Origin of the sequence: Nitrosomonas sp. Nm58 (genome assembly GCF_900107335.1) — a bacterium.
GTDB lineage: Bacteria > Pseudomonadota > Gammaproteobacteria > Burkholderiales > Nitrosomonadaceae > Nitrosomonas.
The window spans coordinates 16766-29221 of the sequence record NZ_FNPQ01000005.1 but is presented as its reverse complement, the minus strand read 5'-3'; the positions used below and the strand labels follow the sequence as shown (position 1 = coordinate 29221).

At 44.5% G+C, this 12456-nt stretch carries 10 protein-coding genes and 1 pseudogene; 5 read left to right on the top strand and 6 right to left on the bottom strand.

Translation table 11 applies throughout. The features are described 5' to 3' along the window. Positions 1-18 precede the first annotated feature (18 nt). From BLW34_RS03585 to BLW34_RS03565, 5 genes and pseudogenes are all read left to right on the top strand, one after another. Positions 19-849, top strand: a complete 831-nt coding sequence (locus BLW34_RS03585) for a DUF2914 domain-containing protein (RefSeq protein ID WP_177165948.1) — start codon at positions 19-21, stop codon at positions 847-849. Positions 850-921: 72 nt separating this feature from the next. Beyond that, positions 922-1461, top strand: a complete 540-nt coding sequence (locus BLW34_RS03580) for an NUDIX hydrolase (RefSeq protein ID WP_090575713.1) — start codon at positions 922-924, stop codon at positions 1459-1461. A 110-nt stretch (positions 1462-1571) separates the two neighbouring features. Continuing rightward, a complete protein-coding gene (locus tag BLW34_RS03575; RefSeq protein WP_143037857.1) occupies positions 1572-2177 on the top strand; it encodes a hypothetical protein in 606 nt (201 codons plus the stop codon). A 74-nt stretch (positions 2178-2251) separates the two neighbouring features. Beyond that, positions 2252-3649, top strand: coding sequence for a hypothetical protein (locus BLW34_RS03570; RefSeq protein ID WP_090575707.1), 1398 nt, complete (start codon positions 2252-2254; stop codon positions 3647-3649). Positions 3650-3922: 273 nt separating this feature from the next. Next, positions 3923-4148: pseudogene (locus BLW34_RS03565) on the top strand (transposase); the annotation flags it as partial. A 265-nt stretch (positions 4149-4413) separates the two neighbouring features. Here the strand turns inward: BLW34_RS03565 and BLW34_RS03560 are convergent. From BLW34_RS03560 to BLW34_RS15475, 6 genes are all read right to left on the bottom strand, one after another. After that, on the bottom strand, positions 4414-6267 hold the full coding sequence (locus BLW34_RS03560) for an ABC-F family ATP-binding cassette domain-containing protein (RefSeq protein ID WP_090575703.1): 1854 nt from the start codon (positions 6265-6267) through the stop codon (positions 4414-4416). A 489-nt stretch (positions 6268-6756) separates the two neighbouring features. Then, the gene (locus tag BLW34_RS03555; RefSeq protein WP_090575700.1) at positions 6757-8682 is read right to left on the bottom strand and encodes a polysaccharide biosynthesis protein; all 1926 of its coding nucleotides are present in this window, start codon (positions 8680-8682) and stop codon (positions 6757-6759) included. After that, complete coding sequence (locus BLW34_RS03550; protein WP_090575698.1) at positions 8669-9676, bottom strand: MraY family glycosyltransferase; 1008 nt, start codon at positions 9674-9676, stop codon at positions 8669-8671. Before BLW34_RS03550 ends, BLW34_RS03555 begins: the two co-directional genes overlap by 14 nt. 189 nt (positions 9677-9865) lie before the next feature. Then, on the bottom strand, positions 9866-11083 hold the full coding sequence (locus tag BLW34_RS03545; RefSeq protein ID WP_090575695.1) for a pyridoxal-phosphate-dependent aminotransferase family protein: 1218 nt from the start codon (positions 11081-11083) through the stop codon (positions 9866-9868). Positions 11084-11307: 224 nt separating this feature from the next. Continuing rightward, positions 11308-12081, bottom strand: coding sequence for a Crp/Fnr family transcriptional regulator (locus tag BLW34_RS03540; RefSeq protein ID WP_256203556.1), 774 nt, complete (start codon positions 12079-12081; stop codon positions 11308-11310). A gap of 100 nt (positions 12082-12181) precedes the next feature. Then, on the bottom strand, positions 12182-12445 hold the full coding sequence (locus BLW34_RS15475; RefSeq protein ID WP_143037856.1) for a hypothetical protein: 264 nt from the start codon (positions 12443-12445) through the stop codon (positions 12182-12184). Between the last annotated feature and the right edge of the window lie 11 nt (positions 12446-12456).

The following is a 12456-nucleotide window of genomic DNA, read 5'->3' as shown; positions in this document are numbered from 1 at the left end:
GCTCATCAGTTTCAATCAATGCTCATTATGAATGACCAGCAACTCAAGATTCGCATCAAACTTAATCAGATTTCACAATTACCAGAAGAACCCGAAAGCCCGGAAGAAACAGTCGATCAGGTAAAACCTCCATTCGATTGGCGAAAAATCTCTGCAGCAGCATTGTTACTTGCGGTGATACTGGGCGGGACTTTGTACGGGTGGCTAGCTGAGGAAAATAGCACTCCAATTGTAGAAGCTTTATCAGAAAATACTCATGCCGTTCATAATGACGGCTTAATCCCTGGCAAGGAGGTTGAATCAGGTGATATATCAGTAAATAATGACAATGCAACTGCTAAGGTTTTGGCGACTACAGCAGGCACAACCCCTTTAGTCAAACCCACCCCCAAACCCATCATTGAAGCAACGGCAAATCTGGGGCATAACATTATTCCCCCTAAAAAGCCTGCAGCAGCCAAGTATAAAACACTCAACCAGACAACCAAGGAAAAACAAGCGTTCACAGATCGATCTCATGTTGTCAAAGCGCAATTGACCAGCGCCATTCAACAGCGAGAGCCCACTGACAACATCGATCATGTCTGGCTTGATCGGGAAGCGAGTCAACCGATCTATTTTTTTCTACACCTGCGTGGATTAGAAGGAAAAGAAGCCAATATAAGCTGGTTTTACCAGGATAAAGAAATCGCAAAAATTCCGTTCATCATCAGCAATGATAATTGGCGTACGAATTCCAGCAAAATGCTGAGTAAAAGCCAACTAGGCCAATGGCGAGTTGAGGTCCATGATCGATCTGGAAAATTACTTGTCAAACGATTTTTTACGGTAAACCATCGCTCCGAGTAAAATAATATTTGATCGACACCGATATCGAAAAGCCTGATGCTTTGAATATCACTCATCAACCAAGGTCAAAGTATGAGATTCTGCAGTAGTTGTAGTGCCGCAGTTGTGTTACATATACCAGAAGGTGATACCTTACCACGTTTTGTTTGCTCTACCTGTCATACCATTCATTACCAGAATCCCAAAATGATCATTGGATGCATCCCTGAATGGGAAGACAAAATTTTGTTGTGCCGCCGTGCAATTGCTCCTCGGCAAGGAAAGTGGACTGTCCCTGCGGGTTTTATGGAAAACAACGAAACATTAGCTCAGGCAGCTGCCCGTGAAACATTGGAAGAAGCCAATGCACGGGTAGAGATTGGCGATCTATATGCTGCATATAGCTTGCCCCATATCAGCCAGGTCTATCTTCTGTTTCGGGCTCGCTTGCTGGATATGGATTTCTCTCCCGGCATAGAGAGTCTGGAAGTCAGGCTTTTCGATGAGCATGAAATCCCGTGGGATGAAATGGCTTTCCGTGTCATTCATGATCCTCTGAAACGCTATCTGGAAGAACGCCGCCAAGGGAAAATCAGCTTCTATCTGAGCGTCATTGATCAACCCTCGCTCTAATTTTTTAATATTATAGGTTTCTTACAGGGTAGAAGAGGAGGTAACCAATAATGAGCGTTTTGTCAAAAAACAAATGCTGCAGATGCATAGTCTTCTTAATAGGGGTGTTCTTGATTTTCTATACCATTCAAGGTATTACATCTCAGGGAATAAGCACTTCAGCCGAGTTACCTCCGCTTTCGGTTGCCTCTGATACTCATCAGCAAGACACAGTGATCGTATACTATAGAGAAACGTTAGGGGGCACGAGAGAAGCTCTGGAAGGTGCTTCGCTGACAATTTTCAGTGATGGCTACATACAGGTTCATCGCCCGCCCTATATGAAACAGGCCGGTAGCTATAAGGCTTATCTAGAGCCAAATGCCCTGGATAATTTATGGCATATGCTGACAGATAGGAAAATTCTGGAATTTGATTCCACGCTTGTTCGCAACAAGATACAAGAAATAAAACAACAGCAGAGAGCACTGCTTGCCCCTGTTGAAAGTATTTCAGATGCACCCTCTACGCTTATCGAAATTTACCCCAATCGATATAAATCTTCTGAGATGTTTGAACCGGGAGATTCAAATACCAAAAAAAATATTTCCTGGCGTGGGCTCAAATGGACTGCTGAGCATTTTTCCAGTGTCGAGGAAATTCAGTACCTGATCTCGGTTCAGCAGCAGCTCCAAGTGATTATGCAACGAGCTGATCTTAAAAAATTAAATGAATGACTGATAGCTAATATGTCATCATACAAATCTTGACAGTAGAGGCAAAGCCAGCCATTTACATTTAATTAATCAAGATGAAACGAACACGCTATCTGCTTGAATTTCTCAGGCCCACCCGGTTGCAACTAGCATTACTGCCACTGGTAATAAGTGTAGCTTCACCCTCTTTCTCGGGAATATTTGAGTTCGCTGGTGAAGAATATGGCGTCGATGTCATTACTCACCCCCCGGGCTATAGAGGCACGGGCACAATTCTGACTGTAACGGTTGGTATATCACCCTTATCCTCCCATGCTCAGGAAATGGTAATTCCTATCCAAAATATCATCAACACCTGGAATAACCTGATCCCTACGGTTGATAATATCGTCAATGAAGGTAGCAATGATTCACTCTTCCAGTTTGATTTTGAATCGGTCGCACTGCATGAATTGGGACATTGCATTGGTCTAGGACATCCCAATCTCGCTTCGGAATCAGGGTTGAATGGCTCGGACAGAAATTTTACTCACTCGACCCGGGGGGCTGATAATCAATTCAACCTTGATAGCGGTGCTGACGGTGTGATTGGTTCTGGAGACGATCTACGTGGCGACGACATGAATCTTCACTGGTTTCGTAAAAGTAACAACAACCCGTTTAGTATCGCGACAAAGGTGGACGTTACAACCTATAGCCGAGATCAATCTGATCTTCCACCTAGAAACACTTTTGCTGCAAATGCTGCCCGTAACGTCGGCGCATTATTCGATATTCCCAATACTGAAGCTGTCATGCAACAGGGGGTTTTTGCTGGTGAAACACAACGAACATTAGCTGCAGATGATGTAGCTACTGCGCGACTGGCCATGAGCGGATTGGACAGATTGGCAGGCACAGCTGACGATTATTCGTTAAAGCTGGAATTTGCCGGGTTCACTGATAATGCGGATATTGTCTTTGGTTTCGATGACAATAGAGCATCCTTCTCAGTGTGTGAAATTAGCGCTGAGCCAATCAATCCGTCACATTTTGTAATTACTCGTGGGCGAATCTACTTTAGCAGCAATATCTCATGGTTCTTTAATAATACATCCTCTCCCTTCCCTCCTCAGCGATCACTACCCGCTCCTACTATTTTTGCCAATCAAATCACTGATTCCCTAACCTTGACACAAAACGATACTGTGACACTTACTGTGTCACTCAATCCAGGCGTCTATGTAGGCAATCAGGTAGATTACTGGGTACGAGCGATTACCCCGATGGGGACATTCTGGTTAAATGATCGACTTGGATTTATCCAGTCAGACCAGCCTATTCGTGCACATGGTGGAGAATTAATTGCCATCAACCACTTTCCTATTTTAAATACTTCTGCAAGTGCGCTCCCTGCCGGCACTTACACCGTAACTTTTGCTGTTGATGACAATCTGGACGGTATTGTTAATGGCACTTTTAACAATACCGTTACCATTACCCTAACACCCTAGCACACATCCTGTTTGGCTGATAATAGCTCTAGCCCGAATATTTCATAAATTCGCGTGATGATCACGCAGGATTTTGATTAATAGGGAAGTTTTGAGAAGGAGGGGTGTAGTGACTCATACACCCGACTGAGCAAAATCTTTCTTATTAATCAAAAGGCAAGTGAGGGCACGTGACAATTTATGAAATATTCGGGCTAGAGCCTGTTCACGATTATGTGAATATCGTAGACTCTGTGGATGAGGAAGAGATACCCAAGCGACAACGGTCTTTAAAAAAATGTAGTTGGCGTGGTCCGTACAAAACAGGGGCGTAAATCCTCGACGAGCTTTTTGATCATCGACGCACAAAGTGTAAAAAAACACGGATAGCGCTCATGCGAAGGGCTACGATGCAGGAAACAAAGTATCAGGGATCAAGCGCCATATCGCGGTCGATACACAAGGACCTCCCCATGCAATTGCCGTCACAACTGCTGAGGTAACGGATCGTAAGGGCGCCTTCTTGCTGTCCATAGCGTGTCATTACCGTTGAGTCCAGATCCAGTGTCAATCCATCAACGCTCTATCCACCTCTGCGCACTATCCAGCTTGTGGAGAATGGTTGTTATAAGGTAATCAACCAAACAGAGCCATCGTCAGCTAAACCTTGAAACTTATGAACGTGCCGTGCCAAGCATCTATTTTCAGTCTTAACGGGTTGGTCAGACGGCCGCAAACAAACTGTACTTTTTGGTATCCTCCAGCCTACGGCTTCCAAATCAGATTTAATCACATTCTTCCATCACCCTTTCCAGCTCCAACCAGTTTTCTTCCAGCTCAGCAATTTTTTTTTCGAGCCCGGCACGAATATGGTTAAGTTGGTTGACTTCCTCCGGTGTGCGGTTCGTATAAGTAGCCGGATCAGCCAACTGGTGATGGATTGCAACTAACTCTGCCTGGGTACTGGACAATGTTGCTTCAAGTTTGGTTTGCTTAGAGAGAAGCATTTTTCTATTTGGCTTAGAAGCTTTTGACTGAATAACTTTTTCTGGCTTGAATTTAATAGCTTCGCGAGCGCGCTGATTCTCAAGCCAGTCCTTATAATCTTCCAGATCACCATCAAATAGTCGCACCTGACCATCCGCAACCAGCCATAATTCATCGGCCACTGCACGAATCAAACTACGGTCATGTGATACTAGTACTACACTGCCGGTATACTCTTCCAATGCTAGAATGAGTGCATCACGCATGTCCAAATCAAGGTGATTGGTAGGCTCATCCAGCAACAGCAGGTGCGGTCGCTGCCAAGCTAGCAAAGCCAGTGCCAAGCGACTTTTCTCGCCGCCGGAAAAAGTCATCACCGGCCGATCCTCACTATCGGCAGCTAATCCAAATCGGCCCAGAAAGGTACGTAATGTCAACGCTGTTTCCTTGGGCGCCAGTTGCTGAAGATGCTGTAACGGTGTCATCGATCCATCCAGCTTTTCAAGCTGATGCTGAGCAAAATAGCCGATCCGGATATCTGGTGCGATTTCTACTCGCCCTACAGCAGGTTTAAGTTCAGCAACCAACAATTTGATCAGTGTTGATTTGCCAGCACCATTCGGTCCCATAAGTGCAATACGCATACCTACCCGCAAGAACAAATTGATGTGTTGGAATAGCATTTTTCCACCATAACCAAAACCCATATCTTCTACTTTCAACAATACATCAGGGCTGCGCTCGGGTGCATCAATCTGTAACTGGTAATGACCATCCTCCACATAAAGTGGCACGATACGTGTCAACCGCTCAAGGGCCTTAACCCGGCTTTGTGCCTGTTTTGCCTTGGTAGCCTTAGCTCGAAAGCGTCGCACAAAATCTTCCATATGGGCAATATGCTTCTGCTGTTGCTGGAAAGCCTGCGCCTGTTGCGCGATACGCTCAGCGCGCGCACGTTCAAAATCATCGTAATTGCCACTATAGCAATCAATGATCTGGTTATGAATGTGCGCAATGCGATTCACACAGGTATTAAGAAATTCGCGGTCGTGCGAAACCACTATTAAACTCCCCGGATAACGAACCAGATATTGTTCAAGCCAGAGAATGGCTTCCAGATCAAGATGATTGGTTGGTTCATCCAAGAGCAGCAAATCAGCTCGATGCATTAATGCGCGCGCTAAATTCAGGCGCATTCGCCATCCACCTGAGAATTGATTGACAGAACGTTCCAAAGCATCATTTGAAAAACCTAATCCATTCAGTAATTGTGCTGCGCGCGCACGTGCCCCGTAACCATCGATCGCTTCATAGCGATGCTGCGCATCAAACCAGTCAGAATCATGCGCTTCACACGCCAGGATATGCTCTAGTTGACGTAACTCGATATCGCCATCCAGAACAAATTCCATTGCAGATTGATGAGAATTGATGATCTCCTGTTCAACAAAAGCAATCGTTTTACCGGCCTGGAGAGTAATTTCGCCGCTATCAGGATGAGTTTCTCCGCGTATTAATCGAAACAGCGTAGATTTTCCGCAGCCATTCCTGCCAACAAGACCTACACGCTGATTAGCAAATACCTGCAAATATGCATCCTGCAGAAGCGGCACCCCATTTTGTAAATAGGCAAGATTCTGAATATTAAGCATGAATAATGATCAAAAATATTTGATGAGTTAAGAAATCTCTTGACATCATGAAATAATCCACATTTTCTTCTTAGAAGCTGTCATACATCGGCCAAACCCGCACCAACACACAACAAAATGATAAATAATTGATTAAGAAAGTATTTTTTATGTTCAAAATTTAATCGAACCAGAAAATATGATTACAAATAACTATCTTAGCGTTAGTATTTACAAATTACCCACAAACTTATCCACAGAAATTGTGGACAAATAATTTAAATAGTAAAAATCAAGATTGAACGAAGTTCAAGACAGACGAGACAGGGAACGAGAAAACAAATCCAGTAAGTTTTCGATAAAACGAGCCTGCAAATTCTAGCGAAACTTCGTTTTTAGTAAAACCACATAGAGATATAAGATAGACAAGTGTTGGAGTACCATCTAACGCAGCAATTCACTTGCATAGGTGCGTATTCAAGGTTTTCCTAGTGAATACCTTATCCCCTATCAGTGCATGATTGAAGCTTCCATCCGCTCTTCTGGCGCGCTTTGATTATCTGTTCTTTTATCAGAATACTCAGGTACCCATTTCGCCAAGGCCAGTCTGACCTCTTCATCATTTAGCGCAGGTTGTTCAGCAAACCAGGCCATGAGTGCTGCGAGCCATTGCTCATCAACCTGATAAGACAGCGTAATGCGAAGTTTCTCATGCTGAGTTGGTAAAGCGCTTTCATTTTCTGTGACCAGTTCTTCATGCAGTTTCTCACCCGGGCGCAAGCCGGTATAGACAATTTTAATATCCTCTTCATTCAAACCAGACAACCGAATCATGTCTTTGGCCAGATCTATGATTTTGACAGGATCACCCATATCCATGACAAAAATTTCCCCACCACCCTTCACTCCGCCCATTGAGCCCGCTTGTAAAACCAATTGGGCTGCCTCCTGGATAGACATAAAGTACCGGGAAATCTTAGGGTGCGTCACAGTGATGGGGCCACCTTTTGCGATTTGCTCCCTAAATTTAGGAATCACGCTCCCTGCACTTCCTAACACATTGCCAAAACGCACAATGACAAAACAAGTCTTGGATGATGCAATATGCTTGTTCTCAGCACGCAATACTGATTGTTGTAGCGCCTGACAAACCATTTCAGCCAATCGCTTGCTGGCGCCCATTACATTAGTAGGGTTGACGGCCTTGTCGGTAGAAATCAGTACAAACTTTTCTACAGCGTGTTCAATGGCCACTCTCGCCAACACATATGTTCCCATGACGTTATTCAGTATCGCCTGCCAGCTATTTTCATTTTCCATCAAAGGTACATGTTTATAGGCCGCAGCGTGGAATACTACCGTAGGTTGATATTTATCAAATACTTGCATTAGCCTTGCGCGATCCTTGATATCTCCGATTACAAAAGCCAAAGAAATATCCGGGAATCTGCTGAGAAATTCTTCCTGAATGGTATACAACACAAATTCGTTTAATTCAAACAACACAAGCTGTCTGGGATTAAATGCCATGATTTGCCGACACAGTTCAGAGCCTATCGAACCACCCGCACCTGTGATAAGTATCGTCTCTCCGGCTAGCAGATCGTGCAATCCTTCGGTGTCGAGTATCACAGGTGCACGACCAAGCAAATCATCCAGACCAATATCGTGGATTTGCGAAACTGTCATTTTGCCACTTACAAGATCAGCATAGGATGGGATCGTTAGTGCTTTGACACCAATGTCTGCACACATTTCAAGCGCCCGGCGCCGCTCACTCTGGGAAGCCGCCGGCATGGCAATAATGACATGACCTACGCCTAATTTTTCTACCCATACAGGTAATTCACTGATCATTCCCAATACCCGGACACCATGCAGACGCATGCCTAATTTCTTGGGATTATCACCCAGCAGACCGACTACCCGCCAATCAGGACTGATATCCAAATCTTTTACTAGATTGATAGCAGTACTTCCTGTACCCAGCACAATCACCGAATTACGTTCAGAATTCCTTAAGCTGTAAAAACGCCGTTCTTTCCACGACCGATACAGAATGCGGCTCCCTCCCATGATCAGAAGCAATAGCAATGGTGCAAGGAATATTACGGCACGCGGCACCAAGGCAGACAGTTGCAGCATGAATATCACAAAGGGTACGATCACTGCGCCAAGTGCTACGGTCAGCAGAATTCGTTTTAAATCGGGCAAGCTAGCATAACGCCATAATCCGCGATACAAGCCAAACGAATAGAAGATAATTGCTTGAGTAGGAACAATCCAGATCAAATTTTCCTTGAGTGATGCTTGAAAATCAGCCGGAATCTCAAAATTGAAGCGGAATAAATAAGCAAGCCACCATGCTACGATTATTGCAATAAAATCATGAATGAAAGCGATGAATGAACGTAGATGAAATTTATTTGCAATCATTCTGTTTATTAGTGGAGTAATGGCGCTGATACCAATCAAAAGCCAGCATTATAATCAAATAAATACATACCCACACCCCAGTCAACCAGCCCTGTACGATAAAATTATGCCTGCCTGCCCATACTGCACTCCCTCCAGCAAGCAGCATCAACATATATCCTAATAATGCTGTATTGCGGTGCCCAAACCCACTCTGCACAATTCGTTGGTAATAATGCTTACGATGTGCCTGCCAGATCTTTTCACCCTGGAAAAGCCGCTTTACCAGCGTCACGGTTGCATCGACTATAAAAGGTGAAAATACCAGTAAAGGGAGCCACAAAGACCACAACCCTTTAGCCCAACCCAGCATGCCAAGCGCTGCCGCCAGAAACCCCAAAGGCACTGCCCCTACATCTCCCATGAATATTTGCGCTGGATAAAAATTGAATCGTAAAAAAGCCCCGGCGGAAGCCATAATACAAAAATTAATCATGGCAAACTCTGTATTGCCAGCAAGCAATGCTGCCATCCCATAATAACCGAAACCAATGAGCGCCATTCCTCCCGCAAGTCCATCAGAGCCATCCATGAAATTGTATAAATTGGACATCCAGACCATTGCCAGTCCAATTCCTACCACCACGCCCCAATGGTGAGCATCCAGTAAAAGTGTGACAGAAAAAAGCATGGTTACAATAATATGAACAAGCAAGCGCACCGGCACAGATAAACTCATCGCATCATCAACAAAAGAAATAAACGCAAGCAGCCCAAACCCTGCCCACAATGAGGGCGGCAATGATACAGAAAACAACAGCCATACCATCAATATCGACAGAGCCAGACCGACACCACCGGTTCGAGGAACAGGGGTGCTATGTAACGAACGTTTATTTGGAAAATCGAGCACCCTAAGTGCATTACCTTTCACCAACCAGGAGATGAGTAAATACGCTAACAAGAAAGATAATAAAGGCGCTGCTAAAAGTTGATAAGGAAATCCTGAGTTCATGGAGCAGGATTATCCCGGAAAAATAGATGATAGACGAGCAATACGCAGAATGATAATTCAATAAACTCTCATAGAATTTAAAAAAGAATGACAGCAATACTCCTCTGTCGCTTTGCTATCCGTTGCAACCACTCCTATCCAGTAGGAAAGAGTGGCTGCATAGTTTATGATTGTCGTTTCAATCAATACTCATAATGTCATCGGATTAGCAGCATAGGTTTGATGAGCCGCTACTTCAGCAGCGCCTCGTTCTACCTTCATCCCCATATCCGACAAAACTATTTCCAGGGCATTAAGGCAAAAAATGACATTCTCAACTCGGCTTGAATTACCCATCAAGCCGAAACGCCAGATTTTTCCGGCAAAGTCGCCTAGTCCAGCCCCAATTTCCAGACTGAAATCAGCCAGCAATCTGCGACGCACTTCCTTTTCATCCACGCCTACTGGCACATGCACGGCATTCAGTTGTGGCAAGCGATAGGGTTCAGCGACCACATACTCGATACCCATCGTCTGAAAGCCCGCTTTCAGTGCCTTGTGGTTACGCAGGTGCCGTGCCCAGGAATGCTCCAACCCTTCTTCGTACAGCATCAATAAGGCTTCATGCAGTCCATACAGTGCATTGGTAGGCGCTGTATGGTGATAGGTACGAGAAGATCCCCAGTAACCCAATAGCAGGTTGATATCCATAAACCAGCTTTGTACTTTGTGTTTACGGTTTTTGACCAGATTGACTACACGCTCGGAAAAACTCACCGGCGAAAGACCCGGCGGACAAGACAGGCATTTCTGGCTGCCGGAATAAACTGCGTCGATTCCCCATCCGTCGATATAAATAGGTGTTCCTCCCAGCGAAGTCACTGTATCCATAATCGTCAGGCAGTTATAGAGCTTAGCGAGCTCACTGAGGGTTTTGGCATCCGACTGCACACCAGTTGAAGTCTCGGCATGAACAAATGCGACGATTTTCGTATCTGGATTCTTTTTTAAGGCATCTTCCACTTTCTGGGGATCAACCGGCTCTCCCCACTTATCATCTACCACCACAGCTACACCGCCGTGACGCTCCACATTCTCGATCATCCGCCCGCCGAACACGCCATTGCGGCAAACAATCACCTTATCACCTGGTTCAATCATGTTGACAAAGCACATTTCCATGCCCACTGAACCGGGGCCAGACACAGGAAACGTTAACAGATTAGCTGTCTGAAATGCATAACGCATCAGACTTTTTAACTCCTCCATCATGTCCGTGAATACCGGATCCAGATGACCCAAGGTGGGACGCGCCATCGCGGACAGCACGCGGGAATGGGTATCGGACGGCCCAGGGCCCATCAAAACACGTTGGGGTGGATAAAAGATCGAAATTTTCTTCTCTGGACGAAAGTCTTGAATGGCCATTGATATTCCTAAAATATAAAAGTGTGAAACGATATTCTTAAAATTATTAAGCTGGGGATTCTATCAAGTGATCAGACATTTGACTATACTCGGTCCCAGAAAATAACTTTAGAATCAACCGAGTTTTATCGCTTATAAATTTCTGTTAGCTTTTGATTAAATAAGTAGATGTTTCCTGGCTAAGTGACTGCATAAGGAATAAATAGAGATGAATAATTAAGATCTTAACCCAAGGAGCCACGCACTTCATTGACCATTCTGGTCAGCTTAGCCACGTCCAGTACATGCCAGTGGCGACCATTGCACATAACCAGATTTTTTCGCTTTAATTCCTTCATTGTACGGCTCACCTCTTCCCGACTCGTACTAACAAGGCAAGCCAGTTCAGAATGGGTCGGCGCAGGTGAGATAAGTGCAGCATTAGGCGATACCATCTTTTCTCTCGCCATACGCAATAACTCAGAGTAGATACGGTCGCACACATCCAGTGAGCTGAAATCATAAACACGCTCAGTAAGGCGACGCACCTGGCTTGTCAATCGCTTCAGAATAGCCGTGCAGAAAGCAGGATTGATGTGAATCAGCTGCAAGAAAGCCTGGGCAGGTATGAATGCTAGCAAGGTATCCGTTTTTGCGATAGCGGTTGCAGAGCGTGGCAAACCATCAATAGCCGTCAGTTCACCAAACATCTCGCCTGCCGGCAAATCACACAGAATCACTTCATCCCCTGAGACCGCATAATAATTAATCCGGATCGCCCCTTTCAGGATAAAAAAGACACTATTCGTATGGTCGTGATAGCGAACAATCTCTTCACCGGCAACATGGTGCTGTTGATGACAAGATTGAGCGGTTTTTTCCAGATCAAGCGATGAGAAGTCATGGAATTCCTTGATATTTCTGAACAAAGCAACGAAAGATTGATCGGCTGAATGCATCGTAATAGGTGAGATTAAAGATTTCAGAAATACTAATGATCCCGCTAAATAAAGTTTCAATTATTACCTAGATTAAAAGAGTAAATTCACTTCATGAACAACATTAATAAAACATCACAAGTAATAATCTCAAACTTTACTTGGAGATCAACCAAAAAATTTAGTTGGAACTAAGCAAAGCTGCCCCTACTGGCACCCAATAATATTGTCCCCCAATCAACAGTTTTTCTGCGCTATAAACACTAAAGCGCCCATCATTCTCTTTTTTTATATAAAAATATTGATTTTTGTATGCGAGATTGTTTCCTGTGTATTGAAAAGCGGCATTATAAAGACAGGGGCTTGCCCATGATTGCGTGTTATTTTGATACTCTACAAGAGTACCACAAGATGAATTATTAATGAGTTTGTAGCTAAAGCTCAATTTCAATTTCC

Coding starts and splice junctions, on each gene's coding strand:
- BLW34_RS03585 (WP_177165948.1), top strand. CDS start 19: ATGCTCATTATGAATGACCAGCAACTCAAGATTCGCATCAAACTTAAT.
- BLW34_RS03580 (WP_090575713.1), top strand. CDS start 922: ATGAGATTCTGCAGTAGTTGTAGTGCCGCAGTTGTGTTACATATACCA.
- BLW34_RS03570 (WP_090575707.1), top strand. CDS start 2,252: ATGAAACGAACACGCTATCTGCTTGAATTTCTCAGGCCCACCCGGTTG.
- BLW34_RS03560 (WP_090575703.1), bottom strand. CDS start 6,267: ATGCTTAATATTCAGAATCTTGCCTATTTACAAAATGGGGTGCCGCTT.
- BLW34_RS03555 (WP_090575700.1), bottom strand. CDS start 8,682: ATGATTGCAAATAAATTTCATCTACGTTCATTCATCGCTTTCATTCAT.
- BLW34_RS03550 (WP_090575698.1), bottom strand. CDS start 9,676: ATGAACTCAGGATTTCCTTATCAACTTTTAGCAGCGCCTTTATTATCT.
- BLW34_RS03545 (WP_090575695.1), bottom strand. CDS start 11,083: ATGGCCATTCAAGACTTTCGTCCAGAGAAGAAAATTTCGATCTTTTAT.